At 57.5% G+C, this 25799-nt stretch carries 29 protein-coding genes; 14 read left to right on the top strand and 15 right to left on the bottom strand.

The genetic code is table 11. The annotated features are described in order from the left end of the window. The first annotated feature begins 106 nt into the window (after window positions 1–106). Window positions 107–658 carry a cytochrome c oxidase assembly protein gene (locus BT125_RS24225; protein WP_072411167.1) on the top strand — a complete coding sequence of 184 codons (552 nt, stop codon included), beginning with the start codon at window positions 107–109 and terminating at the stop codon, window positions 656–658. A 24-nt stretch (window positions 659–682) separates the two neighbouring features. Further along, entirely contained in the window at window positions 683–1570 is an 888-nt protein-coding gene (locus tag BT125_RS24220) for a cytochrome c oxidase subunit 3 (protein ID WP_072411165.1), read from the top strand. 8 nt (window positions 1571–1578) lie between these two features. Here BT125_RS24220 and BT125_RS24215 read toward each other — a convergent pair whose 3' ends face one another. Continuing rightward, window positions 1579–1782 (bottom strand): twin transmembrane helix small protein, encoded by a 204-nt coding sequence (locus tag BT125_RS24215; RefSeq protein ID WP_072411163.1) that lies wholly within the window; start codon window positions 1780–1782, stop codon window positions 1579–1581. A gap of 69 nt (window positions 1783–1851) precedes the next feature. On the opposite strand from BT125_RS24215, the gene BT125_RS24210 reads away from it, so the two are divergent. The 5 genes from BT125_RS24210 to BT125_RS24190 are packed head-to-tail and all read left to right on the top strand — an operon-like array spanning window position 1852 to window position 5757. Continuing rightward, on the top strand, window positions 1852–2589 hold the full coding sequence (locus tag BT125_RS24210; protein ID WP_072411160.1) for an SURF1 family protein: 738 nt from the start codon (window positions 1852–1854) through the stop codon (window positions 2587–2589). After that, a complete protein-coding gene (locus BT125_RS24205; protein WP_072411158.1) occupies window positions 2555–3148 on the top strand; it encodes a hypothetical protein in 594 nt (197 codons plus the stop codon). Before BT125_RS24210 ends, BT125_RS24205 begins: the two co-directional genes overlap by 35 nt. Window positions 3149–3158: 10 nt before the next feature. Continuing rightward, the gene (locus BT125_RS24200) at window positions 3159–4238 is read left to right on the top strand and encodes a COX15/CtaA family protein (RefSeq protein ID WP_072411156.1); all 1080 of its coding nucleotides are present in this window, start codon (window positions 3159–3161) and stop codon (window positions 4236–4238) included. Next, window positions 4226–5125 (top strand): heme o synthase, encoded by a 900-nt coding sequence (gene cyoE / locus BT125_RS24195; protein ID WP_072411154.1) that lies wholly within the window; start codon window positions 4226–4228, stop codon window positions 5123–5125. Before BT125_RS24200 ends, cyoE begins: the two co-directional genes overlap by 13 nt. Beyond that, complete coding sequence (locus BT125_RS24190; RefSeq protein WP_072411152.1) at window positions 5122–5757, top strand: SCO family protein; 636 nt, start codon at window positions 5122–5124, stop codon at window positions 5755–5757. The genes cyoE and BT125_RS24190 overlap by 4 nt, the downstream gene beginning before the upstream one ends. A 426-nt stretch (window positions 5758–6183) precedes the next feature. Here BT125_RS24190 and BT125_RS24185 read toward each other — a convergent pair whose 3' ends face one another. After that, window positions 6184–6723 (bottom strand): N-acetyltransferase, encoded by a 540-nt coding sequence (locus BT125_RS24185; protein WP_072411149.1) that lies wholly within the window; start codon window positions 6721–6723, stop codon window positions 6184–6186. Window positions 6724–7279: 556 nt separating this feature from the next. On the opposite strand from BT125_RS24185, the gene BT125_RS24175 reads away from it, so the two are divergent. After that, complete coding sequence (locus tag BT125_RS24175) at window positions 7280–7642, top strand: DUF6124 family protein (RefSeq protein WP_072411144.1); 363 nt, start codon at window positions 7280–7282, stop codon at window positions 7640–7642. 243 nt (window positions 7643–7885) lie between these two features. Then, entirely contained in the window at window positions 7886–9676 is a 1791-nt protein-coding gene (locus BT125_RS24170; protein WP_072411132.1) for a TIGR04141 family sporadically distributed protein, read from the top strand. Window positions 9677–9853: 177 nt separating this feature from the next. Here BT125_RS24170 and BT125_RS24165 read toward each other — a convergent pair whose 3' ends face one another. The 4 genes from BT125_RS24165 to BT125_RS24145 all read right to left on the bottom strand — a co-directional run bounded on the left by BT125_RS24165 (window position 9854) and on the right by BT125_RS24145 (window position 13697). Further along, window positions 9854–10354 (bottom strand): HEPN domain-containing protein, encoded by a 501-nt coding sequence (locus BT125_RS24165; protein WP_072411131.1) that lies wholly within the window; start codon window positions 10352–10354, stop codon window positions 9854–9856. Beyond that, window positions 10344–11510 (bottom strand): DUF262 domain-containing protein, encoded by a 1167-nt coding sequence (locus BT125_RS24160; RefSeq protein WP_072411130.1) that lies wholly within the window; start codon window positions 11508–11510, stop codon window positions 10344–10346. The genes BT125_RS24165 and BT125_RS24160 overlap by 11 nt, the downstream gene beginning before the upstream one ends. Before the next feature lie 79 nt (window positions 11511–11589). Next, entirely contained in the window at window positions 11590–12351 is a 762-nt protein-coding gene (locus tag BT125_RS24155; RefSeq protein WP_072411129.1) for a hypothetical protein, read from the bottom strand. Between the two features lie 506 nt (window positions 12352–12857). Then, window positions 12858–13697 (bottom strand): SDR family oxidoreductase, encoded by an 840-nt coding sequence (locus BT125_RS24145; protein ID WP_072411128.1) that lies wholly within the window; start codon window positions 13695–13697, stop codon window positions 12858–12860. A gap of 86 nt (window positions 13698–13783) precedes the next feature. Between BT125_RS24145 and BT125_RS24140 the strand changes: the two genes are divergently transcribed. Beyond that, window positions 13784–14194, top strand: coding sequence for a winged helix-turn-helix transcriptional regulator (locus tag BT125_RS24140; protein ID WP_072411127.1), 411 nt, complete (start codon window positions 13784–13786; stop codon window positions 14192–14194). A gap of 285 nt (window positions 14195–14479) precedes the next feature. Here BT125_RS24140 and BT125_RS24130 read toward each other — a convergent pair whose 3' ends face one another. Continuing rightward, window positions 14480–14800 (bottom strand): hypothetical protein, encoded by a 321-nt coding sequence (locus tag BT125_RS24130; protein WP_072411125.1) that lies wholly within the window; start codon window positions 14798–14800, stop codon window positions 14480–14482. Between the two features lie 486 nt (window positions 14801–15286). Here BT125_RS24130 and BT125_RS24125 point away from each other — a divergent pair, with 486 nt between their 5' ends. Further along, window positions 15287–15982: a DUF1963 domain-containing protein gene (locus BT125_RS24125; protein WP_072411124.1), complete on the top strand. Its 696-nt coding sequence runs from the start codon at window positions 15287–15289 to the stop codon at window positions 15980–15982. A gap of 44 nt (window positions 15983–16026) precedes the next feature. Here the strand turns inward: BT125_RS24125 and BT125_RS24120 are convergent, their stop codons facing one another. From BT125_RS24120 to def, 8 genes are all read right to left on the bottom strand, one after another. Further along, a complete protein-coding gene (locus tag BT125_RS24120; protein ID WP_072411123.1) occupies window positions 16027–16320 on the bottom strand; it encodes an antibiotic biosynthesis monooxygenase family protein in 294 nt (97 codons plus the stop codon). A 32-nt stretch (window positions 16321–16352) separates the two neighbouring features. Then, window positions 16353–17327, bottom strand: a complete 975-nt coding sequence (locus BT125_RS24115; protein ID WP_072411122.1) for a zinc-dependent alcohol dehydrogenase family protein — start codon at window positions 17325–17327, stop codon at window positions 16353–16355. Between the two features lie 65 nt (window positions 17328–17392). Further along, the gene (locus BT125_RS24110; RefSeq protein WP_003177098.1) at window positions 17393–17695 is read right to left on the bottom strand and encodes an ArsR/SmtB family transcription factor; all 303 of its coding nucleotides are present in this window, start codon (window positions 17693–17695) and stop codon (window positions 17393–17395) included. A gap of 216 nt (window positions 17696–17911) precedes the next feature. Further along, window positions 17912–18223, bottom strand: coding sequence for a tetratricopeptide repeat protein (locus BT125_RS24105; RefSeq protein WP_072411121.1), 312 nt, complete (start codon window positions 18221–18223; stop codon window positions 17912–17914). Window positions 18224–18401: 178 nt separating this feature from the next. Then, window positions 18402–19775 carry a Trk system potassium transporter TrkA gene (gene trkA, locus BT125_RS24100; protein WP_072411120.1) on the bottom strand — a complete coding sequence of 458 codons (1374 nt, stop codon included), beginning with the start codon at window positions 19773–19775 and terminating at the stop codon, window positions 18402–18404. A gap of 24 nt (window positions 19776–19799) precedes the next feature. Then, a complete protein-coding gene (gene rsmB, locus BT125_RS24095; protein ID WP_072411118.1) occupies window positions 19800–21110 on the bottom strand; it encodes a 16S rRNA (cytosine(967)-C(5))-methyltransferase RsmB in 1311 nt (436 codons plus the stop codon). Next, window positions 21107–22066 carry a methionyl-tRNA formyltransferase gene (gene fmt / locus BT125_RS24090; RefSeq protein ID WP_072411116.1) on the bottom strand — a complete coding sequence of 320 codons (960 nt, stop codon included), beginning with the start codon at window positions 22064–22066 and terminating at the stop codon, window positions 21107–21109. The genes rsmB and fmt overlap by 4 nt, the downstream gene beginning before the upstream one ends. A 72-nt stretch (window positions 22067–22138) precedes the next feature. Continuing rightward, a complete protein-coding gene (def, locus tag BT125_RS24085) occupies window positions 22139–22645 on the bottom strand; it encodes a peptide deformylase (protein ID WP_003196300.1) in 507 nt (168 codons plus the stop codon). Window positions 22646–22814: 169 nt separating this feature from the next. Here def and BT125_RS24080 point away from each other — a divergent pair, with 169 nt between their 5' ends. The 3 genes from BT125_RS24080 (at window position 22815) to BT125_RS24070 (ending at window position 25634) form a co-directional block, all read left to right on the top strand. Further along, window positions 22815–23840: a LysM peptidoglycan-binding domain-containing protein gene (locus BT125_RS24080; RefSeq protein ID WP_072411114.1), complete on the top strand. Its 1026-nt coding sequence runs from the start codon at window positions 22815–22817 to the stop codon at window positions 23838–23840. An 80-nt stretch (window positions 23841–23920) separates the two neighbouring features. Further along, window positions 23921–25015, top strand: a complete 1095-nt coding sequence (dprA, locus tag BT125_RS24075) for a DNA-processing protein DprA (RefSeq protein WP_072411112.1) — start codon at window positions 23921–23923, stop codon at window positions 25013–25015. Between the two features lie 61 nt (window positions 25016–25076). Next, window positions 25077–25634 carry an L-threonylcarbamoyladenylate synthase type 1 TsaC gene (locus BT125_RS24070; protein WP_014335849.1) on the top strand — a complete coding sequence of 186 codons (558 nt, stop codon included), beginning with the start codon at window positions 25077–25079 and terminating at the stop codon, window positions 25632–25634. The last annotated feature ends 165 nt before the right edge of the window (window positions 25635–25799 follow it).

The raw sequence follows: 25799 nt of genomic DNA, 5'->3' as shown, positions 1-25799 counted from the left end.
GCGGGCTTGCTCGCGAATCAGACGACGCGGTCTAACAGAAACACCGCGTCATCGTTCTTCGCGAGCAAGCCCGCTCCCACAGGGTTCAGTGCAAGGAGCCGCATCCATGGCTGATTCGATTTCGATGAAGAAACTGGTCACCCGCCTGCTGCTGGTGGTGGTAGCCATGTTCATCTTCGGGTTTGCCCTGGTGCCGATCTACGACGTGATGTGCAAGGCGTTCGGCATCAACGGCAAGACCGCCGGGCAATACGAAGGCGAGCAGACCGTCGATGAATCGCGCCAGGTTCGCGTGCAGTTCCTGTCGACCAATTCGGTGGACATGCCCTGGGACTTCTACCCCAAGGGCGATGAACTGGTGGTCCGGCCGGGGGCGGTGAACGAGATGGTCTTTGTCGTCCACAACCCCACCAACCGGCCAATGAGTGCCCAGGCGGTGCCGAGCATCGCGCCGAGCAACGCGGCGGCGTATTTCCACAAGACCGAATGTTTTTGTTTTACCCAGCAAGTGCTGCAACCCGGCGAACGCATCGAAATGCCCATGCGCTTCATCGTCGACCGGGACATGCCCAAGGAAGTGAAGCATCTGACGCTGTCCTACACGCTGTTCGACATCACCGCTCGTCATCCACCGGTGGCTTTAAACACTGACCGATAGCGTGCCCGATAAGGAGAACAATAAATGGCAACTCACGAACACTATTACGTTCCGGCCCAGAGCAAATGGCCGATCATCGCCACGGTCGGGATGTTCGTCACGGTGTATGGCCTGGCCACCTGGTTCAACGACTTGAAGGCCGCCCGGCCGGACTCCCACGGCCCGCTGATCTTTTTCGTCGGCGGCCTGCTGGTGGCCTACATGCTGTTCGGCTGGTTCGGCGCGGTGATCAAGGAAAGTCGCGCCGGGCTGTACAGCGCCCAGCTCGACCGCTCGTTCCGCTGGGGCATGAGCTGGTTCATCTTTTCCGAGGTGATGTTCTTCATCGCGTTCTTCGGTGCGCTGTTCTATGTGCGCACGATCTCGGCGCCGGGGTTGGCCGGTGAAGGCAGCAAGGGTTTGTCGGAGATGCTCTGGCCGAACTTCGAATACGTCTGGCCGTTGTTGAACAACCCCGACCCCAAGCTCTTCCCACCGCCCAAGGATGTGATCAGCCCCTGGGGCCTGCCGCTGCTCAACACCATCCTGCTGGTCAGCTCCAGCGTCACGGTAACCATCGCCCACCATGCCTTGAAAAAAGGCCATCGCGGCGCGCTGAAAATCTGGCTGGCGATCACCGTGCTGCTGGGTTGCGCCTTCCTGGGCTTCCAGGCCGAGGAATACATCCACGCCTATAAAGAGCTGGGCCTGACGTTGGGTTCGGGCATCTACGGCGCGACGTTCTTCATGCTCACCGGGTTCCACGGCGCCCACGTCACCATCGGCACGATCATCCTGTTCGTCATGCTGATGCGCATCATGCGCGGGCATTTCGACAACGAGCATCAGTTCGGCTTCGAGGCGGCGAGCTGGTACTGGCACTTTGTCGATGTGGTGTGGATCGGCTTGTTCTTCTTCGTCTACATCCTCTGAGGCAGCCGTTACCAGGGTGCTTGGGACACCAACTGGCCGCTGAAAAAGCCCCAGGCGATCAAGCCGACGGTAACAGCGGCCAAGGCGACCCGAATCGCCAAGGCGATGACCAGGCGATTGGAACTGCTGTCGTCCTTGACCAGAAAAAACAGACCGCTGAACAGGCTGGCAATCGTGGCAATCAGCATCAGGACGATGGCTGCTTTTAGCATTAGGGACACTCCGGGGGACGCAATGCACGTGAGTATAGCTATCCCGTTCGACGGCTTTCGGACGGCGCCATGAAACACTTTCGGCCGGGCATCCTGCCGTCGCTGGTGGTCGCCGTTCTGGTGCCGGTGATGGTGTGCCTGGGGTTCTGGCAACTGAGCCGGGGCGAACAGAAACGTGTGCTCATGGACACTTACGCCGAGCGCCGCGTGGCGCCGCCGCTGGACAGCACCGAGCTGGCACACACCACCGACCCGGCCTTTCGAGCGGTCACGCTGCAGGGCCAGTTCGACGCCGAGCACAGCATCCTGCTGGACAACCGCCAACACGACGGCAAGGTCGGCGTCGAGTTGCTGCAACCGTTCCTCGACCACCGGACCGGGCTCTGGCTGCTGGTCAATCGCGGCTGGCTGCCCTGGCCGGACCGACGCACCCCGCCGGTCTTCAACACGCCGGAACAACCCGTCAGCCTCCAGGCCTGGGTCTATGTCGCCCCCGGCGCGACGTTCCAGCTCCACGCCGACCCGGCCGGCGCTCCCTGGCCGCGACTGGTCACCGCCATCGAGCCGGACAAGCTCTGGGCCGACCTGGGCCGCAGCGGCTTCGCCTATGAATTGCGCCAACAAAGCGGCCCCGGCGCCTACAGGACCGATTGGCCCGTCGTGGCCATGGGGCCGGAAAAACACCTCGGTTATGCCGTGCAGTGGTTCGCCATGGCGGCGGCCCTGTTCGGCCTTTTTCTTTATCTCGGATGGCACAACGCAGGGAGACACCATGGGAAGCACCATGAATCCAACCAACACGTCTGAGGCGCCCGCGGCACACAACCGTCGCAAGGGCCGCGTGCAATTGCTGCTGATCGTGCTCGGGGTGATCGGCCCGATGATCCTGGCCACCGGCATGTACAAATTCCAGTTCTGGGTGCCCGACAGCCGCAGCTACCACGGCGAACTGATCGGCACCGGCCAGACCCGCGCCGAGATTGGCGTGCAGGCCGACGAGCAGCGCTGGCAGATCCTGGTCACGGCGCCACAGGAATGCTCGGTGGATTGCCGGCAACTGGTGTACCTGGCCCGGCAAGTCCAGATCAGCCTGGGCCGCGAAGCCTCTCGCGCCAGCCATGCCCTGGCGGTGGCGCAACCGTTGGACGCCGAGTACGACGCTCAACTGCAACGCGAATACCCGCAACTTCAACGCTACCCACTGGACCTGCCGGCCTATCAGAAAGGCGCCCAGGGCTCCGGCGGCGCCCAACTGTGGATCATCGACCCCCACAGCAACCTGGTGCTGCGCTACGACGCCCGGGTCAAGGGCAAGGACCTGCTCAACGACCTGCGCCACTTGCTGAAACTGTCGAACATCGGATGAGGGCATCGACATGGCCAAACCAGGATTTCGCCTCGCGCTGTTCGCCACGCTGCTGGCACTGATCGTCGTATTGCTGGGCGCCTACACCCGGCTGACCCATGCTGGCCTGGGTTGCCCGGACTGGCCCGGTTGCTACGGGTTCATCAGCGTGCCCAAGAGCGAAGCCCAACTGGCCCATGCCGAGCTGCACTTTCCCGACACCCCGGTGGAAGCCCACAAGGGCTGGAACGAGATGGTCCATCGCTACTTCGCCGGGGGCCTGGGCTTGATGATCGTAGCGTTGGCGGCGCGGTCCTGGATGAACCGCCACCGCCCGGGTCAGCCATTGAAATTGCCGCTGTTCCTGCTGGCGGTGGTCTTCGCGCAAGCGGCGTTCGGCATGTGGACCGTGACCCTCAAGCTCTGGCCCCAAGTGGTCACCGGGCATTTGCTGGGCGGCTTCGCGACGTTGAGCCTGTTGTTCCTGCTGACCTTACGACTGTCCGGCGTGCTGCCGGCGCTGACCGTGCCCAAGCGCCTGCAACACTGGGCCACCGCCGGGCTGCTGCTGGTGATCGGCCAGATCGCCCTCGGCGGTTGGGTCAGTTCCAACTACGCCGCCGTGGCCTGCATCGACTTCCCCACCTGCCACGGCCAATGGCTGCCACCGGCCGACTTTGCCAACGGCTTTCACCTGACCCAACACATCGGCCCCAACTACCTGGGCGGGCAACTGGACAGCGACGCCCGCACCGCCATCCACCTGACCCACCGCATCGGCGCGTTGCTGGTGACGGTGGTGCTGCTGGGCCTGGCCTGGCAATTGAAAACCGTCGGCATGACCCGCCTGGCCGGCCTGGTGCTGATTGCACTAGGCGCGCAAATCACCCTGGGCATCAGCAACGTGCTGTTCCACCTGCCGTTGCCGGTGGCCGTCGCCCACAACGCCGGGGGCGCCGCGTTGCTGCTGACCCTGGTATTGGTCAACTATCACGCCCGTACCAGCCTGGTCCGGGTCAAGCATCAGGTCCCACTGCGCTGGCGGTTCAACCCGCATAAACACGGCGTCAGCCCCATAACTATAAAAGGAGAGATGCCATGGCAACCTTGACCGGTGAACGCCACAGCCAAGCGATCTGGCGCGATTACCTGGAGCTGACCAAGCCAAAAGTGGTGGTGCTGATGCTGATCACCTCGCTGGTGGGCATGTTCCTCGCCACCCGCGCCGGCGTGCCGTGGACGGTGCTGGTGTTCGGCAATCTGGGCATCGCCCTGTGTGCTGGCGGCGCGGCGGCAGTCAACCATGTGGTGGACCGACGCATCGACGCCGTCATGGCCCGCACCCACAAACGGCCACTGGCCGAAGGGCGCATCTCCCCCGCCGCCGCACTGACCTTCGCCCTGACCTTGGCGGTGATCGGCCAGGCCTTGCTGCTGGCCTTCACCAACCCACTGACGGCCTGGCTGACCCTCGCCTCACTCCTGGGTTATGCGGTGGTCTACACCGGCTTCCTCAAGCGCGCAACGCCACAGAACATCGTCATCGGCGGCCTCGCCGGCGCGGCACCGCCATTGCTGGGCTGGGTGGCGGCCACCGGGCATGTCAGCGCCGAACCGCTGCTGCTGGTGCTGATCATCTTCGCCTGGACCCCACCACATTTCTGGGCCCTGGCCATCCACCGCAAAGAGGAATACGCCAAGGCCGACATCCCGATGCTGCCGGTGACCCACGGCGAGCACTACACCAAAATCCATATCCTGCTCTACACCCTGGTGCTGCTGGCGGTGAGCCTGATGCCGTTCGTGATCCATATGAGCGGGATGCTCTATCTTGTTTGCGCGCTCGTACTGGGTGCCAGGTTCCTGCAATGGGCCGTGGTGTTGTACCGTGGCACTCGGCCGCACGCGGCGATCAACACCTTCAAGTACTCTATCTATTACTTGTTCCTGCTGTTCATCGCCCTGCTTGTAGATCATTACTTACTGTTGAGCCTATGACTCGAACCCAGAAAACCGTCTTCATCCTCGTGGCCGTGATCGCGTTGATCCTCGGCCTGACCATCAACAAGGTGCTGTCCGGCAAAGGCCAGGGCGACCCGACCGCACTGATCGACGCCGGCATCATCCTACTGCCCCAGAGCCGCAACCTGCCGGACGTGAAAATGACCGACCAGGACGGCCAGCCCGTAGTGATGGACGGATTGAAAGACAAATGGAGCCTGCTGTTCTTCGGCTACACCTTCTGCCCGGACATCTGCCCCACCACCCTCGCCCAACTGCGCCAGATCAAAAGCGAGTTGCCGAAGGAAGCTGTGGATAAGTTGCAGATCGTACTGGTCAGCGTCGACCCGAACCGCGACACGCCCAAGCAGCTGAAGCAGTATCTGGGGTACTTTGATCCGCAGTTCATAGGGCTGACGGCTTCATCGGTTGAAGACCTGCAGAAACTGGCGAATGCGGTGAGCATTCCGTTTATTCCGGCGGATACCAGCAAGCCCAATTACACGGTTGATCACAGTGGCAACCTTGCAGTAATTGGCCCGGACGGCACCCAGCGTGGGTTTATTCGTGCGCCGTTGAATAATCAGAAGCTGGTGGCGCAGTTGCCGGAGATGCTGAAGCGTAAATAGCGCCTCCAGAGGCACACCGCTCAGCTAAGCCATGCCGATTCCTTGTGGCGAGGAAGTCCCTTGTGGCGAGGGAGCTTGCTCCCGCAGGGCTGCGCAGCAGCCCCCCAAAAGGCTGAATGCGATCTACATGGCACAACGCGGCGGCGGCTCGGTAGATTTAGCTTTACTCATAGCAAGAACCAAAAAAACCGCCCATGTGGCGGTTTTTTTGTGTCGACAAAAGCTCAGCTTTTGACACCGGCCATTCGGCCAACGGGTTCAAGCTCCTTACCTTTGGCGAGGCTGACCGACAAGAACTGGCGCTCGATGCTGGACGGGCAACCAGCCAGACGGCGGGCCTCTGCCTGGTACCGGGCAGCAAGCAACGGCTTTGGAGTACGCTTTGAAGTTTTCATGGAAAACTCGGCAATAGAATTGGGTTTGATGTTATGCCTCGTCTACCGCTATGACAAGGCGCCGCTGATCATCGAAATCGAAACCCAGATGCCGGTACCACTGGACGGCCCCAGGGTCAGGCTCAAAAATCTCAATCTCGCGAAGCTTCAGCATCCGCGCGTATCGGCTGATCGCGATCAAGACTAAACCGGCAACCTCACCCTTCAAAGGATGAGTAACGTCAGGCTTACCCTCTAGAAGGACTACCTTGATGGACAAGATGCTTGATTTTGGAGTCGCAAAGCAAAGTCCACATAGTTCATGGTCATACCACAGAGAAAGGTCAAACGCTTTCCCGTCACGACTCTTCCAGCTAGGTATATCTTCCCATGGATAAAGCTGGGCCTCTGAGCCCCATAAATAGCATTGATCCAATGCCACTTGCGTTATCGGCTCGTACCTTATCCGTCCAGCATCAATTCCCTTCTCCGCCAGTACCCACGGATCATCCAACAAATACTCTTTGGCGAGTTGCATTGCGGTCGAACGGAACATCTGATGTTTAAAGTCGCTAATACGCGGTCGTTTCATGTGGCGAATACGATGGGAGGTGACGACAAAACGATAGGGCTCGGGGGCGAGGCGCACAATCAGGCCGGTTCCGGTTTAGTTGTAGGCAAAGGCGCAAGGATGTGTGGTCTGGCGGGGGCGTTTGATCCTGCTGCCATTCTCTGTGGGAGCGAGCTTGCTCGCGATGAAAACGACGCGATTCCAGAGAAAACGAACCGCCTGTATCGCCGGCGCGCCATACTCCTACAGCCCCAACCCACACCCCACCACCAACCCACGCATCCTTGCGCCTTTGCCTACAACTACGCCAGAATCCGCCCGCTTGTGCGCCTTGTCCCGGGGTTCTATTGTTTTCCTGCCACTGCCAATCAGTGGTCGGGTTTAGTAGCCCGGTTAGTCATCTTCGGTTGCATGAGTGTCATCCAGTCAGGCCTTCGCCTGCACTTGATGGTGGCTGTGCGCATGGCGCCTTCGGGCGCGCCGGGTTTGGTGACTTCACCGGTCTACTAACTTGCGCACAGCTGCCTCCTTTCGTTTAGTAGCGAGACGGTTGCGGCCCTACTGAAGGAAGTCCCAAATGTTCAAAATAACTCCGAACCCTCCAGAAAAAGACTCCACCGCACAATCCGCAAAATCCAAAGCCAAGCAGCAAGACGAAACCACCAAACGCGTGCTCGATCACTACTTGCTACCGAAATCGGAAAAATCTCAAGACGACCCCAAACCGGGTCAGCTATTCACCGTCGTGAAAGGCCTCGATAACGAATGCTTGCTCGCTAATCTCAGTGAGACGCTGGCTTCGGCTGATGCCATGGTGAGTGATCTGGCGTTTGATTTGGATGGATCAAGGCGTCATGTGGCGCAAGGAATTCAGCAGTTGATTGAGCTGAGTTCGTTGTTGGCGAATCGGGTGTTGGATAACGTAGAACCGCGCCAATAGTGTTTATTTCATAACGAGGAACCCGACGTCTTGCGTCGGGTTTTTGGTGCATTCATAGATGCGGACGAGTGAAATCTAGATAAGAACTCGTCCGGCCACGACCTCTCTCCCTAACTCCCCATAATCCTATCTAGCGAAAGGCTGCAAACAGCAGAGACCTGGGCTACTCTGCAATGGATAGCAATGGGCCATCTTCAGCATCTGTTAGCCAAGCAGCGATCATAGCTGCGCTTAGGAGGAGCGATGAGCATAAAAGGGACCGGGAAAAAGATACCGCTAAACGTCTATTTGCTGAAAGAAAACAATGGAATCCCGTGGGACGATAAAGACGTAATTGCTAGCCCAATAGGGTCAGGCGGTAAGCCCCGAAAAATCCAGACCGAAAAGCACCTCCTCGGCCCCGAAGGGATCTACGGTACTCTCTTCATTCGGAAGCCAATACTTGAAACTACACCTGATTGGCTCGAATTCATTGCCCAAGGGTTGAATGAGAGCGTAAAAACTAGGAGCTGGACAAATAAAAGTGTGTCTGCTCTTCTCATAGTGATTCATAACTCAAGACAGTTCGCGGTCGCCTTTGGGCATGGGCGACACATGATTGAGCCGCGATTGATAGAAGATAGATTCGGCATAAGGGTTGTGCTGAATAGCGTTTCGCCAGATAGAATTGCCTCAATTGATCGACAGACTTTTGATGCGTCACCAAGAATAAGCCGGATGCAAACTATAAAGGCATCCTCAGTCTCTGACTATATGATTAATGCTGAGCAGGATCTGCTAAGGGGACTAGTAGGATTTACAAAACCTGAATACTCTGATGTTCTTGGACCCTTAATCGCGGGGATTGACTCCTTTAAGGCCTCAGTTCCTGCCGAATTAGCAGGGCTAAAGAATTTCTTTACAGCGGTGCTTGATAGATCTGCTTCTAGGGACTATTTGGCCCAAAGTGCCGACGGTCATAATAGTGAGTTCTCTTGGGTCGAAAATTTAATTCCTGCAAAGGACAAAGATGTCATTGAAGAACTAGAGGCGTTGCTTTGGAGCGCACTGATATCTTCCGAAAAGCATAATATGTGGCTTGCAATCCCCGACATCGTCGACTGGAGCAACGTAGCTGGGTTTTCCTATCGGGCAGAAGCCGAAGGTACGGATATACAGGAAATTCTGTATCTTGAAAAATTTCTCGAAACTTTTCGAAGTGATGCGACGCTAGATACTGTTAAACGTCGTGATATACATATGATTCATACTGATGGGCGGCCGGCGGCGAAATTTAACGCTTTCAAGTGCATTTATGCTGAGATAAAGCATAAGACGAAATTGTTTATCTTACATGCTGGGAGCTGGTTTGGTGTAGAAGGGTCTTTCCAAGCATCTGTTGAGAAGTACTACTCTGATTTTGACAAGAAAGCTTTTACTGTTCCTTTTGTGGAGTACGATCACTCCGACGAAGGAGAATACAATGAATATGTATGCGCTCAGGCGTCCTCCACACATGCGATGCTTGATCGGCAACTAATTAAATTTGGCGGCAGCTATGACAAGATTGAGGTCTGTGATATCTACAAGAAGCAAGACGGTGGCGAGAGAGGTGAATTCATCCACGTGAAGAGAGGGCGAGGCTCTTCTAATCTGAGCCACTTGTTTGCTCAAGGCTTAGTTGCGTCTACGCTTTTAGTCCGTGAATCTCAGTTCGTTAAGGATGTAAATAAACAGCTTGAAAAACAAGGCTTCCCTGCGCTATCAGAGAAATTTGAGGCTAAAGGAAACGATATCGTATATGCAATAATTGATGGGGAGAAGTCCTCTAATCTAGATATTCCATTTTTTAGTAAAGTAACGCTGCAAAATTGCGGAAAAACTATAACCTCATACGGATACGGGATTAAACTCCTGCACATCCCTGAATCTGCAGCATACCGTGCCGCAGTTGCCCAGAAGGCTGCGACAAACAAGCTTAAAAAGAAAACCAAGGCTGCTGGCAAAACTAAAGTCAAAAAAAGCACAACAGAAAAAAACACCAAAAACCCGTAAATCAGAACAGCTACTTCTAGTGCCTACGTCTTGGTTTGAAGGTTTAGGAAGATGACGCATCGCACCGCTGAGCTGGGAAAGCGGGGGGCAGACTACGATTATGAGACGGACCGAAGTGAACTCAAAATCGTGGTCTGTCCTTAATTTACTCTCATTGATCGCGGCGTTCATCTATAGCTATTCGTAATCGTACGACACGCAATTATCTAGCGCCTTCAATACCTCTATAGAATCATTAAAATTTTGTATAATATTAAGTATGTCCAGCTCCGGAGTCCCACCATGCGCAAACTCGTTACGAGCATCAACCAAGCAAGTCAAGGCACCTCTTAACTTCGGCTTATCTGCAAGCCCTATGAGTTCGTCAAATCGCCCTCGCCATCTGTCATCAAACTCTGACAACATATTTTCAATAGCGCCAAGCTTCGGATTTGTGGAGCTATCCCTAACTTTTCGCTTTATAAAATTTTTAACATGCGCTTCACTATTCTGATCGACTCGATCAGCAATGATTTGTTTAAATCCTACCTCAATGCAGCCTGTCGCTCTCATGACCGCGTATCTTTTCAAAAAAGGAGTCGGTCTTGCCTCCTCGCCATTACCAACTATAAATGCTCTAATACCCTCAAGTTCGTCAACGCACGACTGTATCGAATCAGCAACTTCTCTATTCCGCATGAGTCTCACCGTCGAATAGCGAGTAATACATGTGATATACCCTGGCCCGAATATTGGGGACACGCATTGTCTCGTGAGAAAGCAGACGCTGATAGTCTGCGTCTCGTAACAGGCTCATGCGCCTATCATTGATCCCCTTCTTATACTTACCTACAATTTGACCTTGTATCCCCATATCAACAGATATCATTATGGAATCAAATATTGTGGGACTAAAATTAGGAACCAGCCGAGTCTCATCCGAAGGTGAAATATTGTGAAAAGCGGTTACACCCAAGTTTTCATGAATGTAATCGACAGATGCTTTGAACCTAGTTCTAAAATCAGAGCAATAGCTTTCATCATTTACCGAATCCATAAACTGATTCAGGAACTGCTTTAAAGAAATTCTAGCGGGTGCATTTTCGTCATGTTGTATTTTATTGGAGGAAAGAGCAAAAAACCTTAGGATAACTTCGAGATCTCTCATCCGAGAATCAGGGAGTGGTTTGCCCCAAAGCTGCCTCCATTTTTCATATTTGTTCAGTTCAAACAACAAAGTATTCATCGGCCCTTGGTAAACACAGTTCCTTATTTCCTGTGGAAGTAATGATCTACCGCTAGAGTTTATTCGTTCAAATACTTGAAAAAGACTTGTGTCACCCTCTGATGGGTGTTTTTGCATGAAAATTATCGCGTGAATCGTAGTATTTCTTATCTTTCGTTGATCTTCAGGGGAAAGTTCTACAAATGCCTTACCCATCCAGCGCTCGTGTATCTTTCCACTTCTGGATAGTTTGAACACAGTGCCGTCCTTCGAGAAAACTCCTTTTACGAAGTCCCTCACGGTCATGAGCCTCTGATAGCCATCTATTATTAACAGCTTTTCGTCGTTAGTTTTTGCAAGAAATATACTTGGAACCGGAAGACCAAGTAATACTGAATCTATAAATCTAGAAGCTTCGGCCTTATCCCATACATAATTTCTCTGGAGTTCGGGCTTTACCAACTCATCGTCATCATACCGTGCAATTAGCTCCCTAAAACTTAGGTCAGCCCCCCACGAAGAGATGTCAAATAAATCGTCATCGCTGTAAAAGTCTTCCTTTTCTTCGTCAGGAATATCGATACCGTCGTTAACTTCCATCTCGCTCACTGGTAAACTCCCGAACCCCATTGATTAACTCCTAGAAAAGCAGGCATGTTAATTTAACTATAAACCTGTCCCACCTTTTCTGTGCGCCTTATATATACTGCTATTTAGGCGGTGTTACCCGTGGCGAGATGAGCGGATCGCCTGAAAACTTTTCATCCAACTTGTAATCGACACCGGTAAGCAGTGGCTGCCCCTGAATACACGTTATTGTTGCGTCCGGGTATTGATAAGGGGACGGCTGCTTGTTCTTTTTAACTTTTTTATCGTACACCTGGACTGGGAGGGGATCATAATCTGCAGGGCTTACAAAAATGACCTTGTCAAATGGGAAATTTACTTGACTTAACAGGTAATCGGTCCAGGCAGAGAGGCCATATTTGAAAATTTCGTTTCTTACCCAAATCACATCACTGAAGCATATCAGGATTGTTTCATCAAATTTTGATTTCGACTTATACGATTCAAATTTTTCAGCTTTCCCTATAACTCCGTCAAATATGAAGTTTTGCGGAATCGGTACATCTACTTTTTTGGTAGGGTTATCATCTACAATGCCTTGGTCGAACGTTCGCGAACTCTGCTCACTTACCAACTCAGCTCCGTATTTTTTATCGTTGGCGTAAGCAAGATACCAATGGGGATCAACCGAAGTTATCTCAATGCCTATTTTCACTGAAGCCTTTATACCAAAGCGCTTGGGTGGCTTGGATAGGAGAATCGCGGCGTCAGGGCTATCTTTTTGGTCTGGAATTCTGGTGTAAGAATTGTAGAGCTTTTCTAGGAGGGGAGCGGCCAATTCAAATATTCGATTCTCGAATTCTTCTTTGGTCGCTTTGATTGTTGGCTTTGCAGAAGTTGTCATTACCTACTCCTTTAGATTTTTAAGTTCCGCGTCCCATAGATGCTGATGAACCAGCGATGTGCAGAGTGATCAGATTATCTGCACGCAGCTCCGAATATGTCAATATGACATCACTACAGTTTTTTTATAGAGAAAAGGGGTGGTATTTCGAGAAACGGGGACAGACGCAGTTTTCAAATGCATCTGGCTCCCTTCTTCCTGACGCAATAGCGCCAAGCATCCCGCAGATGCCTCCCGATCAACCTTGCCACCTCATCTGCGTGAGTAAAGCCCAAACTGTGACCAGCACCAGGGAAACGTGCAGTTTTGCCCGGGGCAGCAGCTAAGCTAGGTGCTAGCCGACGCAAAAAGGACTAATCGGATCTGCTTTCAGAAAAGCAGATCTGGCATGCGCAACTCGACCAATCGCAGCGTGAGGTCGGTGCAGTATTCGAAAAACCACCTCGGCAGTGTCGGTTGCAGCAGCGAAAACCGGGCGCAAGCGCTGAAGCACAGCGACTATCTGCTTAACCTAAAGACTCCGCAACCGACGTAGTCCCCCGCCCAATCAACCGCCCCAACACCCCACTCTCATCAAACAACGCCCCTTTCGCCGCCGCCGCATCAGAATCCGCCAGTAACGCCGCCAACCCCGCCGGCAATCCCACACTGACCAACACCCCCTCAAACTCAGCCTGCGGCAAATTCTGATAAACCACCGGCTTACCGGTTTTCTCGCTGATCAACGCAGCCAGCTCAGTCAAGGTGTAGCTGCTATCCCCCGCCAGTTCATAGACTTTGCCCGCCTGCCCTTCAGTGGTTAGCACCACCGCTGCGGCTTGGGCGTAGTCGGCACGGGGCGCGGAGCTGATGCGGCCCTCGCCGGCGCTGCCGAGCAGGACGCCATGTTCCACGGCGCTCGGTACGTTCGCCAGGTAGTTTTCGGTGTACCAACCGTTGCGCAGTAATACGTGGGGCACGCCCGACGCTTTCAACGCGGCTTCGGTATCGCGATGTTCAGCGGCCAAGCCCAAGGTGGAGGTATCGGCGTGCAGGACGCTGGTGTAGGCCAGGAGCGTGACACCCGCGGCCTTGGCGGCATCGATCACCGCGCGGTGTTGGGCGACGCGGCTGCCCAGTTCATTGGAGGAGATCAACAGCAGTTTATCGACGCCTTTGAGCGCGGCAGTCAATGTGGCCGGTTGGTTGTAGTCGGCGGTGCGTACCACCACGCCCCGGGCGGCCAGGTCCTGGACTTTGCCGGGGTCTCTGACCAGGGCGACGATTTGCTCGGCTGGCACGCGTTCAAGCAGGGATTGGATAACGAGACGGCCCAGTTGGCCGGAGGCTCCGGTGATGGCGATCATGACAAATACCTTGATGGGAAAAGGAGGTGAAGTCATCCTAGGGTCCTAAGTAACTTTTTGTAAGTACATACATAAAGGTAAGTATCGTGGACATCACCACCGAAATTTCCGAGCCGTTTAGCGCCGCTCTCCGACGCGGCGATGTACTGAGCGCCGACTGCCCTTCTCGTGAAGTCCTCAAGCACATGACTAGCCGCTGGGGCGTGTTGGTGCTGGTCATCCTGCTGGGCGGGATGCACCGCTTCAGCGAGCTGCGCCGCAAGATCGGCGGGGTCAGCGAGAAGATGCTTTCGCAGACGTTGCAGGAGCTTGAGGCGGATGGGTTGGTCAACCGCAAGTCGTTACCGGTGGTGCCGCCGCATGTGGAGTACCGCTTGACGCCGTTGGGTCGGGAGGCGGCGGAGCATCTTGAGGTGATGGTGAATTGGATCGAGGAGAAGATTCCGCAGATTATGTCGTTGCGGCGGAGTCGGTTGGGGGGTGAGGCTGGGGAGTGATTGGGTCTGCTCGGCGCAATAATTCATAGGTCAGATCTGCCTCATGAAATGTGGCGCACCATTCTTGAAAGCCCGATCGGGGCTCGCATGATAGATGGACGATAAGTCCGGAATCCGTATTAAAGATTTCTTTGACGGCTGCTATATCTCCTGGCATTGCATCACGAACATTTATCCAATCAACGTACAGAGCCTTTGTAGAATCGACGCGGGTCAACTTTATAAAATCGCCTTCGACAAGTGTCATGACCTCGGTTAACACCTCTTACAGGCTCAGAGAGAAAATCAGGGAAAAATGCTTTTACCGTGCACCGTAACTGGCATCTGTAGGGTCTTTGCGATCCGGGTTAAAACACTCGTGCACTCGTCAGACACAACAAGCGGAGGCTCATTGATCATGTAGAGCAGGTGTTCGAACGCTACTCCGGCCTCGTTGTGATCGACATAATCCCAGACAATCTCAGCGCCATTCTCTAGACCTGCCTGAGCCAATGCATGGTCGTCCGGTACCGGGCCAAGCTGTTCGTATGCGATGGACATCAACGTCGAGACTTCCTTGAGCGCCTCTACGAAATCGGCCCTCAAATCGTTGTTATGGTGGCTCACTAAAAAGACTCCTTCGTTTATGGTGACCTATGGTCCGTCCAAATAAGGGCAAGTAAGGGACCAAATAAGGGACCCAAATAAGGGGACAGAATTATTTCAGATTCACCCCTTCAAAAGCATTCGCATGAATGCTTGCTCCTGCTTCCCCACCTTCTGTGGGCCAAGCCAGGACCTGAGCACCGCGCCTCCAAGCCACCTATCCTTGCGCCTTTGCCTACAACTGCACCAGAATCCGCCGGCTTTGCAGCCTTGCCCTCAGGCTCTATCGTTTCCTTACCACTGGCCGAGCCGGTATCGATGACACTCAGGTACGCTAGGAACCCTCGGGAAAGTCATTGGCCCGGGGGAGTGGAGGAAGGCCCACCCTCTTATTCCGTGAAGCACACTAATGTGGCCTAGCTCGGGCAGAAAAGCGCTGCTATCCACTCTCGTACACTGCCAATCTGCGGCCTTGATGCCTGTAGTAAAAAGGAGGTTTACATCGCCATGGACATCCAGGAAATCAATCAACGCCTGGCCCGCCCCGCCGTGAAGCTCATTGCCGGCGGCTTTCGTCCTGCCGGTACCGATGAAGAGAGCTGGCTGGGCAACGTCTTCCTGTTCCGGCCTGATGAAGATGTACCCACCAACCAGGCGGGGCAACCATTGCTCCCCTATGCGCAGTTTTACCTGCCTGCCCTGCCCGTCCACAGCCCGCTGCTGGCGGGAGTTCGTGTATTGACGGTGTTCATTTCAAACCCGTTCCCCGAGCACTTTGAGCCCATGGGGAATAATTGGGTCATCCGCGAATATGGGCCGGATGATGTGTTGGTGCGCAAGTCTTTGCCGGTGGCAGGTGCGTTTCTCAAACCCTTCCCGCTGAAAGCGCAAGCGGTGCCGGAGGACTTTCCACTGTGGGATGGCGGTGGTGTCCCGGAGGATCTTGAGCAAGCAATCCTCACGCTGGAACGCGCGGGCGAGATACAGAGCTATTACGACTTGGTCACCCACACCTACGAGCACAAGTTCGGCGGTTACCCTTCGTTTTGCCAGTCGGGTGTTGATCCGGGTGAAGGCTTCGAGTTTGTGTTCCAGATCTCATCGGACGCGAAGATCAATCTGAACGTGGTAGACAGTGGGAGCCTGATGTTCTGGAAGCACAACGAGACTGGGGAGTGGGCGCTTTATTATGATTTTTACTAAAAAATAGGGGGAACAGATTTATTTTCTGCCCCCCTTCGTCAGCCCTAAAAGCTGCCCCCTTCAACATGGTAAACCCTCGGCTCCTCCGAAAAATATTCCTCCAACCCCATCATGAACAGCCGATGGTCTTCACTCGCTTCAAAGCCCGGTGTGTGGTCTTCCAGTGATTGCCACCGCACGATCAGGTTGAACTGCTCGGGGGTTTCGATCCCTTGCGCCAGCATGTGGCCGCCGTAACCCTTGGCTCGTGTGAGCAATGGAGCGACTTCGGCAAATGCATGTCGGAACGTTTCAATGCGTTCTTTGCGAACAGGAAGCACAGCGATTTCATAAACCATGACGCACCTCTGAGTTGGCTAAAAGATCGCATTTACGGAATGAGCGATGGCTCGACGGCAATGGCGATTTTTCCTCGAAGACCGTTGTTGGGGCTTTCCAACCGGGCGTGAGCCAGGGGAATGTCAGCCAGCGAATAGACGGCACCGACGTGGGGGCGCAGCTGACCGCGGGCGATCAATGCGCTCAGCTCATCGAGCTTGCCGCGGTTTTGTCGGGTGAACACGAAGTGATAGCTCGCGTTCTTGCCCCAGGCCTGGACGAGGTTTTGTGGCTGGGCGATGTCCACGATCGAGACGACGCGACCCAGTTGCGCGAGGACGTCGGGGCTGCGGGACAGTGTGTTGCCGCCGATGGTGTCGAATACGACATCCACGCCGTGGCCAGCGGTTTCCCGAAGGACAGCGTCGACATAATCTTCTTTCTCGTAGTCGATGATCACGTCGGCACCCAAGTTGCGGGCGAACTCCGTGTTTGCTTCGCGCACAGTGGTGAACACCCGGGCGCCCATGGCTTTCGCCACTTGGATCGCGACATGCCCGACGCCTCCAGCGCCGCCGTGGACAAGAATGGTCTCCCCGACCCTGAGCGCCGCGCGCACCACCAGCGCTTCCCACACCGTCCCGCCCACCAGGGTCAGGCTTGCGGCCTCAAGATGGCTCAGCTCGGGCGGTTTATTCCCGACAATGCTTTCGGCCGCGACGTGGTACTCGGCATAGCTGCCTGCCCCTTCAAATATTTGCGGGGTGTACCAGACTTCGTCTCCAGGCGCGAAGGAGGTCACACCGGGCCCGACGGCTTCGACCACGCCGGAGATGTCGTGGCCGGTGATGGCCGGCAGGGGTACCAGGTCGGGATAGTCGCCGCGTCGAACCTGGTAATCCAGCGGGTTGATGGAAGTGGCGTGTACCCGGACCAGGACTTGCCCCGCTTGCGGCACGGGCTTGGGCACGTCGCGGAGTTCGAACGATTCAGGACCGCCGAATGATTTAAGAATTATCGCTTTCATAAGTAAATCCTCGTATCGATAAAAAGGGATATCGGAATATCTCGATATCCTGTGGTAAAAAAACGCTATAGGTCTTTCCCAATGATCTCGGCGAGAGCACTGATGGTGGCTTCATTGCGTTTGTAATAGGTCCACTGGCCGATGCGCCTGACTTCGACCAGACCCACCCGTTGCAACGTGGCCAGATAACCGGACACCGTTGACTGCGACAGGCCGATCCCTTCCTGAATACTGCTGACGCAGACGCCGACCGTGTGAACGTCACCCTCATCCTGCGGGGGGAAGTTCTTTGCCGGATCCTTCAAACCTTTCAGGATTTGGAGACGTGTCGGATTTGAGAGGGCTTTGAATATTTCGAGTAGGTCCATGTGGCGAGGATATCGAGATTTTTCGATATGTCAATACGTGAATTCGGATCGCCCATGAGTTGGGGTTTTGAAGCTGCTTCGCAGCCTAGCGGGAATGAATCCCCTCGCCACAGGGCGTTGTGTGTCGGTTGCTTGGGGGGCTGGTATTGAATATGAGTGCTTCGCACTCAAGCGGGAGCAAGCTCCCTCGCCACAAAAAGCGGTTTTTGTGTGAATTCAGGAATGGCGATCCAGCTTCTTCAGGAACACGGTCATTTCTTTTTCGGCCTGCTTGTCACCATGGGCGCGGGCGGCTTCGAGGCCTTGCTCCCAGGCTTGGCGGGCGGCCGGTAGGTCGCCTTGGCCTTGGTGGGCTTTGCCCAGGAGTTTCCAGGCGGCTGAGTATTTCGGGTCGAGTTCGACGCAGCGTTGGAAGTGTTCGGCGGCACGGGGGAATTCGCCGAGGTCCAGGTAGCCTTTGCCCAGGCCGAAGCGTAGCAGGGCGTTATCCACACCCTTGGCGAGCATTTTTTCCAGGGAGTCGAGCATGGCGGCGTCCTTATCTGTTGTCTCAGGGGTTGATCAGTTGGCTGCTAGATAGCTATCGCGAGCAAGCTCGCTCCCACAGGGGATCTAGGGTGAACACAAATCTTGTGAACGACATTGAACCCTTTGTGGGAGCGAGCTTGCTCGCGATGAGGCCCTTTCTGTCACTGCACATCCCAGATCAGAAGAAGCTCAACCCCACATGGAACAGCTTCTCGACGTCGCGAATGTGCTTCTTGTCCACCAGGAACAGGATGACATGGTCGCCGGTCTTGATCGTGGTGTCGTCGTGGGCGATCAGGACTTCTTCGTCGCGGATGATCGCGCCGATGGTGGTGCCCGGCGGCAGACCGATGTCGCGGATGGCTTTGCCGATGACTTTGCTGGACTTGGCATCGCCGTGGGCAATGGCCTCGATGGCTTCGGCCGCACCGCGGCGCAGGGAGTGGACGCTGACGATGTCGCCGCGGCGCACGTGGGCCAGCAAGGTGCCGATGGTCGCCAGTTGCGGGCTGATGGCGATGTCGATGTCGCCGCCCTGGATCAGGTCGACGTAGGCCGGGTTGTTGATGATGGTCATGACCTTCTTCGCCCCCAGGCGCTTGGCCAACAGCGACGACATGATGTTGGCTTCGTCGTCGTTGGTCAGGGCCAGGAAGATGTCGGCGTCGGCGATGTTTTCTTCCAGCAGCAGGTCGCGGTCCGAGGCACTGCCCTGCAGCACCACGGTGCTGTCGAGGGTGTCCGAAAGGTAGCGGCAGCGGGACGGGTTCATCTCGATGATCTTGACCTGGTAGCGGCTTTCGATGGCTTCGGCCAGGCGCTCGCCGATCTGCCCGCCACCGGCGATGACGATGCGTTTGTAATTCTCGTCGAGGCGGCGCATTTCGCTCATCACCGCGCGAATATTCGCCTTGGCGGCGATGAAAAATACTTCGTCGTCCGCTTCGATCACCGTATCGCCCTGGGGCAGGATCGGCCGGTCCCGGCGGAAAATCGCCGCGACCCGGGTTTCCACGTTCGGCATGTGTTCGCGCAATTGGCGCAGTTGCTGGCCCACCAGCGGCCCGCCGTAGTAGGCCTTGACCGCCACCAGTTGCGCCTTGCCTTCGGCGAAGTCGATCACCTGCAGGGCGCCGGGGTGCTCGATCAGGCGCTTGATGTAGTTGGTCACCACCTGCTCGGGGCTGATCAGCACGTCCACCGGGATCGCTTCGTTGTCGAACAGGTCGGCGCGGGTCAGGTAGGCGGCCTCGCGCACCCGGGCGATTTTGGTCGGGGTGTGGAACAGGGTGTGGGCGACCTGGCAGGCGACCATGTTGGTTTCGTCGCTGTTGGTCACGGCCACCAGCATGTCGGCATCGTCGGCACCGGCCTGGCGCAGCACCGTAGGCAAAGAGCCCCGGCCTTGTACAGTACGGATGTCGAGACGGTCGCCGAGGTCGCGCAGGCGTTCGCCGTCGGTGTCGACCACGGTGATGTCGTTGGCCTCGCTGGCCAGATGTTCCGCCAGCGAACCGCCGACCTGCCCTGCGCCGAGGATGATGATTTTCATCCAGTCACTCCTATCGAATCGGTCTTAACCGCGTGCGGCGGCGATCTTGATCAGCTTGGCGTAGTAGAAGCCGTCGTGCCCGCCTTCCTGGGCCAGCAACTGGCGACCATGGGGCTGCTTCAGCCCGGCCTGGCTGGCGATCTCCAGTTCCCGGGCGCCCGGGGTACGGGCGAGGAAGGCCTCGATCACTTCGGTGTTCTCGGTGGGCAAGGTCGAACAGGTGGCGTAGAGCAGCATGCCGCCCACTTCCAGGGTCTGCCACAGGGCATCGAGCAATTCGCCCTGCAATGTGGCCAGTGCGGCGATGTCGTCCGGCTGACGGGTGAGCTTGATGTCCGGATGCCGACGGATCACCCCGGTGGCCGAGCACGGCGCGTCCAGGAGGATGCGCTGGAACGGTTTGCCGTCCCACCAGGTTGCGGTGTCGCGGCCGTCGGCGGCGATCAGCTCGGCCTCCAGACCCAGACGTTCGAGGTTCTCCTTCACCCGCACCAGGCGCTTGGCCTCCAGGTCCACTGCCACCACGCCGGCCAGCTTCGGCTCGACCTCAAGGATGTGGCAGGTTTTGCCGCCCGGCGCGCAGCAGGCGTCCAGTACCCGTTGCCCGGGCGCCAGCTCCAGCAGGTCGGCGGCCAGTTGGGCGGCTTCGTCCTGAACGCTGATCCAACCGTCGGCAAAGCCCGGCAGTGCTCGTACGTCGCCCGGGGTTTCCAGCACGATGCCGTCGCGGCTGTACTGGCACGGGATGGCCGGGATGCCCGCCTCGCCCAGCAACGCCAGGTAGGCATCGCGGGTATGGTGGCGGCGATTGACCCGCAGGATCATCGGCGGGTGGGCGTTGTTGGCGGCGCAGATGGCTTCCCATTGCTCGGGCCAGAAGGCCTTCAGGGATTTCTGCAACCAGCGTGGGTGGGCGGTGCGCACCACCGGGTCGTGTTCCAGCTCAGCCAGCAGGGCTTCGCTTTCCCGTTGGGCGCGGCGCAGCACGGCATTGAGCAGGGCTTTGGCCCAGGGCTTTTTCAACTTGTCGGCGCAGCCCACGGTTTCGCCGATAGCGGCGTGGGCCGGGACGCGGGTGTAGAGCAGTTGATAGAGCCCCACCAGCAGCAGCGCTTCGACGTCGGCATCGGCGGCCTTGAACGGCTTCTGCAACAGCTTGGCCGCCAGGGCCGATAGCCGCGGCTGCCAGCGAGCGGTGCCGAACGCCAGGTCCTGGGTGAAACCGCGATCACGGTCTTCCACCTTGTCCAGTTGGGTCGGCAGGGAACTGTTCAGCGAGGCTTTCCCACTGAGTACCGCGGCGAGTGCCTTGGCGGCGGCCAGACGCGGGTTCATGAGGCGTCCGTCGCTTGGCCGAGGACGGTGCCGACGGCAAATTTCTCACGGCGGCTGTTGAACAGGTCGCTGAAGCTCAGCGCCTTGCCACCGGGCAATTGCAGACGGGTCAAACACAACGCTTGCTCACCGCAGGCAACGACGAGGCCGTCCTTGCTGGCGCTGAGGATTTCACCCGGTGCGCCCTTCCCTTCAGCATGACTGGCCGCCAGCACTTTCAGGGCTTCACCGTTCAAGGTGCTGTGGCAGATCGGCCACGGGTTGAAGGCGCGCACCAGGCGCTCCAGCTCGATGGCCGGGCGGCTCCAGTCGATGCGGGCTTCGTCCTTGTTCAGTTTGTGGGCGTAAGTGGCAAGGTTGTCATCCTGCACGTCGCCTTCCAGCGTACCGGCAGCCAGGCCTGCAATGGCCTCGACCACAGCGGGCGGGCCGATCAGCGCGAGGCGGTCGTGCAGGCTGCCACCGGTGTCTTCGGCGCTGATGGGGGTGCTGACCTTGAGCAGCATCGGCCCGGTGTCCAGGCCGGCTTCCATGCGCATCACCGTCACGCCGCTCTCGGCATCACCGGCTTCCACCGCACGCTGGATCGGCGCGGCACCGCGCCAGCGCGGCAGCAGCGAGGCATGGCTGTTGATGCAGCCCAGGCGCGGGATATCCAGCACCACTTGGGGCAGGATCAGGCCGTAGGCGACCACCACCATCAAGTCCGGCTGCAGCGCCGCCAGTTCGGCCTGGGCCTGCGCGTCCCGCAGGGTCGGCGGCTGCAACACCTGTATACCGTGTTCCAGGGCAAGCTGCTTGACCGGGCTGGGCATCAGTTTTTGCCCGCGACCGGCCGGCCGGTCCGGCTGGGTGTAGACCGCGACGATGTCGTGGGGGCTGGCCAGCAGGGCCTTGAGGTGTTCGGCGGCAAATTCGGGAGTGCCGGCAAAGACGATGCGCAGGGGCTCAGTCATGGGAAGCTCTCAATTACAAAGCAGTCGCAAAAAGAAAAAGGCTTGCCGCGGCAAGCCTTTGAAGAGAGGGCATCAAGCATTCTGGCGATGAAGTTTTTCCAGTTTTTTCTTGATCCGGTCACGCTTGAGGGTAGACAGGTAATCCACGAACAGCTTGCCGTTGAGGTGGTCGCACTCGTGTTGGATGCACACCGCCAGCAAGCCTTCGGCGATCAGTTCATAAGGCTGGCCGTCACGGTCCAGGGCCTTGATCTTGACCTTCTGCGGACGGTCGACGTTTTCATAGAAGCCTGGCACCGAAAGACAGCCTTCCTGGTACTGGTCCATCTCGTCGGTCAGGGTTTCGAACTCGGGGTTGATGAACACCCGCGGCTCGCTGCGGTCTTCGGAAAGGTCCATCACGACGATACGCTTGTGCACGTTGACCTGGGTCGCGGCGAGGCCGATGCCTGGCGCCTCATACATTGTTTCAAACATGTCATCGACCAACTGACGCACTTCGTCGTCCACTACGGCCACCGGTTTGGCGATAGTGCGCAGGCGCGGGTCCGGAAATTCGAGAATGTTCAAAATGGCCATAAGCTTGATAAATGCACGTGTGAGGTAAAGTCGGGTGGCTGGCCTGGCGTGTCTTGGGATGCAGGCTACCGTTGTAAAACGTTGCCCTTGGGAAAACAGCTCCACAGGGCAGCGAGCCACGGGGGCTCTGGCGTTTTACGCGAACGCACATAATAAAGGGATTCACCGCATGAGGAAATCACTACTCGCCCTGCTGCTCCTGGCTTCGGCCGGTATCGCGCATGGGCAAGTGCAACTTCGGGAAGGTTTTCCCCAGCAATACACGGTGGTGACGGGGGACACATTGTGGGACATTGCCGGCAAATACCTGCGCGAGCCGTGGAAATGGCCGGAACTCTGGCAGGCCAACCCGCAGATCGAAAACCCCAACCTGATCTATCCGGGCGATACCCTGTCGCTGGTCTACGTCAACGGCCAGCCGCGCCTGACCCTCAATCGCGGCGCCTCGCGGGGCACCATCAAGCTGTCGCCGCGCATTCGCAGTTCGCCGGTGGCCGACGCCATCCCGAGCATTCCGCTGCAAGCCATCAACAGCTTCCTGCTGAGCAACCGCATCGTCGACACGCCTGAGGATTTCGACAAGGCGCCCTACGTCGTCGCCGGCAATGCCGAGCGGGTGCTCAGTGGCATGGGGGATCGGGTCTTTGCCCGTGGCACATTCGACTCGAACCAGTCGGCCTATGGCATCTTCCGCCAGGGCAAGGTCTACACCGACCCAGAGACCAAGGAATTTCTAGGCATCAACGCCGACGACATCGGCGGCGGCGAAGTGGTCGCCACCGAGGGCGATGTCACCACCCTGGCCCTGCAACGCACCACCCAGGAAGTGCGCCTGGGTGATCGCCTGTTCAGCGGCGAAGAGCGCTCGATCAACTCGACCTTCATGCCCAGCGCGCCAAAAACGGACATCAACGGGTTGATCCTGGACGTGCCCCGGGGCGTGACCCAGATCGGCGCGCTGGACGTGGTTACCCTGAACAAGGGCCGTCGCGATGGGCTGATCGAAGGCAACGTGCTGGCGGTGATGAAGACCGGTGAAACCGTGCGCGACCGCATCACCGGCGAGCCGGTGAAAATCCCCGATGAACGGGCCGGCCTGCTGATGGTGTTCCGCACTTACGACAAGCTCAGCTACGGCCTGGTGCTGTACGCCTCGCGCTCGCTGTCGGTGCTCGACAAGGTCCGTAACCCATAACGGGTCTCACAAGTTACCAACAGAGTTATCCACAGCTTGTTCCCGTTTGTACGGGGCTTATAACGGTCAAGGATGATCGCATGTCACTACCTGAATCTGCTCCGGTTTCCCCTGCGGAACTGGAAGCTCGGCTACGCCTTCACCGCTTGCCGGAACTCGGTCCCAAGCGTTTCATGACCCTGATGGAGGCCTTCGGCTCGGCCTCCAAAGCTATCAGTGCACCGGCCAGTGCCTGGCGAGCGCTGGGCCTGCCCATCGCCTGCGCCGAGGCGCGACGCAACCCGGATGTGCGTGACGGCGCCGCCCATGCATTGGCCTGGCTAGAGCGTGCGGGCCAGCATTTACTGATGTGGGACCAACCCGACTACCCGGCGCTGCTGGCACAGATCAGCGACGCGCCGCCGCTGCTGTTCGTCGCTGGCGACACCTCGATCCTGGAAAAACCCCAACTGGCGATGGTCGGCAGTCGCCGGGCATCGCGGCCGGGCATGGACATTGCGGCGGCGTTTTCCCGCAGCCTGGCCGGGGCCGGTTTTGTCATCACCAGCGGCCTGGCGTTGGGCATCGATGCGGCGGCCCATCAGGCGGCGCTGGACGTTGGCGGGCGCACCGTCGGCGTGTTGGGCACCGGCCTGGAAAATTTTTATCCACAGCGCAATCGTCGGCTGGCAGACGCGATGATTGCCCAAGGCAGCGCGGTGCTGTCGGAGTTCCCGTTGGACGCGCCGCCCCACGCCAGCAACTTTCCGCGCCGCAACCGGATCATCAGCGGCTTGTCCCTGGGGGTGCTGGTGGTGGAAGCCAGTGTCGCCAGCGGCTCGCTGATCACCGCCCGACTGGCGGCGGAACAGGGCCGCGAGGTGTATGCCATTCCTGGATCGATCCATCACCCCGGAGCCCGGGGCTGCCATCAGTTGATCCGCGACGGTGCGGCGCTGGTGGAAACCGTCGAGCACATCCTCGAAGCGTTGCGCGGTTGGCAGCGGTTGCCGCTGGCCGCAACGCCTGAGCCGGTGACCCATCCGCTGCTGCGCCTGCTGCATGCCGCGCCGTTGAGCAGCGAGGCCTTGGCCGACGCCAGCGGCTGGGGCTTGCCCAAAGTGTTGGCGGCGTTGACCGAGCTGGAAATGGAAGGACGCGCCACCTGTGACAACGGGCGCTGGTTTGCACGCTAGGTTTTATGGGGAAGATCGGTAAACTGCCCACAGCCTTATTTGCGTTGCGGGAGAATCTTTCATGGTCAACAGTTGGCGTGTGCAACAAGCCGCGCGAGAAATTCGCGCCGGGGCGGTGATTGCCTATCCAACCGAAGCGGTCTGGGGCCTGGGTTGTGACCCGTGGAACGAGGAGGCGGTGGAGCGCCTGCTGGCGATCAAATCGCGGCTGCCCGACAAAGGCCTGATCCTGGTGGCTGACAACATCCACCAGTTCGACTTCCTGTTCGAAGACTTCCCCGAAACCTGGATGGACCGCATGGCCAGCACCTGGCCGGGGCCCAATACCTGGCTGGTGCCGCACCAGAACCTGCTGCCGGAATGGATCACCGGCGTGCACGACACCGTCGCGCTGCGGGTCAGCGATCATCCCACCGTGCGCGATTTGTGCTCATTGGTCGGGCCGCTGGTGTCCACCTCGGCCAACCCCCAAGGGCGCCCGGCGGCGCGCACGCGGATTCGCGTCGAGCAGTATTTCCGCGGGCAGATCGATCTGGTGCTGGGCGGCAACCTGGGCGGGCGCAAGAACCCCAGTGTGATTCGTGACTTGGCTACTGGCAAGGTCGTGCGCCCGGACTGAGCCCGGATACAAACTCTGCATCTTGCACAAAACCACTGTGGGAGCGAGCTTGCTCGCGATGGCGTCAGGTCAGCCAGCATTGATGTCGACTGACACAACGCTTTCGCGAGCAAGCCCGCTCCCACAGGAATGTGTGGCGAATACCGGATCTGTGGACACCGCAAA

Origin of the sequence: Pseudomonas sp. NFACC04-2 (genome assembly GCF_900119265.1) — a bacterium.
GTDB lineage: Bacteria > Pseudomonadota > Gammaproteobacteria > Pseudomonadales > Pseudomonadaceae > Aquipseudomonas > Aquipseudomonas fluorescens_AA.
The sequence above is the reverse complement of the archived record's forward strand: the minus strand, read 5'-3'. Positions and strand labels throughout refer to the sequence as shown.

Coding starts and splice junctions, on each gene's coding strand:
- BT125_RS24155 (WP_072411129.1), bottom strand. CDS start 12,351: ATGACAACTTCTGCAAAGCCAACAATCAAAGCGACCAAAGAAGAATTC.
- BT125_RS24170 (WP_072411132.1), top strand. CDS start 7,886: ATGAGCATAAAAGGGACCGGGAAAAAGATACCGCTAAACGTCTATTTG.
- BT125_RS24175 (WP_072411144.1), top strand. CDS start 7,280: ATGTTCAAAATAACTCCGAACCCTCCAGAAAAAGACTCCACCGCACAA.
- rsmB (WP_072411118.1), bottom strand. CDS start 21,110: ATGAACCCGCGTCTGGCCGCCGCCAAGGCACTCGCCGCGGTACTCAGT.
- BT125_RS24190 (WP_072411152.1), top strand. CDS start 5,122: ATGACTCGAACCCAGAAAACCGTCTTCATCCTCGTGGCCGTGATCGCG.
- BT125_RS24125 (WP_072411124.1), top strand. CDS start 15,287: ATGGACATCCAGGAAATCAATCAACGCCTGGCCCGCCCCGCCGTGAAG.
- BT125_RS24215 (WP_072411163.1), bottom strand. CDS start 1,782: ATGCTAAAAGCAGCCATCGTCCTGATGCTGATTGCCACGATTGCCAGC.
- BT125_RS24105 (WP_072411121.1), bottom strand. CDS start 18,223: ATGCTCGACTCCCTGGAAAAAATGCTCGCCAAGGGTGTGGATAACGCC.
- trkA (WP_072411120.1), bottom strand. CDS start 19,775: ATGAAAATCATCATCCTCGGCGCAGGGCAGGTCGGCGGTTCGCTGGCG.
- BT125_RS24185 (WP_072411149.1), bottom strand. CDS start 6,723: ATGAAACGACCGCGTATTAGCGACTTTAAACATCAGATGTTCCGTTCG.
- def (WP_003196300.1), bottom strand. CDS start 22,645: ATGGCCATTTTGAACATTCTCGAATTTCCGGACCCGCGCCTGCGCACT.
- BT125_RS24210 (WP_072411160.1), top strand. CDS start 1,852: ATGAAACACTTTCGGCCGGGCATCCTGCCGTCGCTGGTGGTCGCCGTT.
- BT125_RS24205 (WP_072411158.1), top strand. CDS start 2,555: ATGGGAAGCACCATGAATCCAACCAACACGTCTGAGGCGCCCGCGGCA.
- fmt (WP_072411116.1), bottom strand. CDS start 22,066: ATGACTGAGCCCCTGCGCATCGTCTTTGCCGGCACTCCCGAATTTGCC.
- BT125_RS24225 (WP_072411167.1), top strand. CDS start 107: ATGGCTGATTCGATTTCGATGAAGAAACTGGTCACCCGCCTGCTGCTG.
- cyoE (WP_072411154.1), top strand. CDS start 4,226: ATGGCAACCTTGACCGGTGAACGCCACAGCCAAGCGATCTGGCGCGAT.
- BT125_RS24070 (WP_014335849.1), top strand. CDS start 25,077: ATGGTCAACAGTTGGCGTGTGCAACAAGCCGCGCGAGAAATTCGCGCC.
- BT125_RS24220 (WP_072411165.1), top strand. CDS start 683: ATGGCAACTCACGAACACTATTACGTTCCGGCCCAGAGCAAATGGCCG.
- BT125_RS24200 (WP_072411156.1), top strand. CDS start 3,159: ATGGCCAAACCAGGATTTCGCCTCGCGCTGTTCGCCACGCTGCTGGCA.
- BT125_RS24080 (WP_072411114.1), top strand. CDS start 22,815: ATGAGGAAATCACTACTCGCCCTGCTGCTCCTGGCTTCGGCCGGTATC.
- BT125_RS24165 (WP_072411131.1), bottom strand. CDS start 10,354: ATGCGGAATAGAGAAGTTGCTGATTCGATACAGTCGTGCGTTGACGAA.
- BT125_RS24160 (WP_072411130.1), bottom strand. CDS start 11,510: ATGGGGTTCGGGAGTTTACCAGTGAGCGAGATGGAAGTTAACGACGGT.
- dprA (WP_072411112.1), top strand. CDS start 23,921: ATGTCACTACCTGAATCTGCTCCGGTTTCCCCTGCGGAACTGGAAGCT.
- BT125_RS24110 (WP_003177098.1), bottom strand. CDS start 17,695: ATGGACCTACTCGAAATATTCAAAGCCCTCTCAAATCCGACACGTCTC.
- BT125_RS24120 (WP_072411123.1), bottom strand. CDS start 16,320: ATGGTTTATGAAATCGCTGTGCTTCCTGTTCGCAAAGAACGCATTGAA.
- BT125_RS24115 (WP_072411122.1), bottom strand. CDS start 17,327: ATGAAAGCGATAATTCTTAAATCATTCGGCGGTCCTGAATCGTTCGAA.
- BT125_RS24145 (WP_072411128.1), bottom strand. CDS start 13,697: ATGATCGCCATCACCGGAGCCTCCGGCCAACTGGGCCGTCTCGTTATC.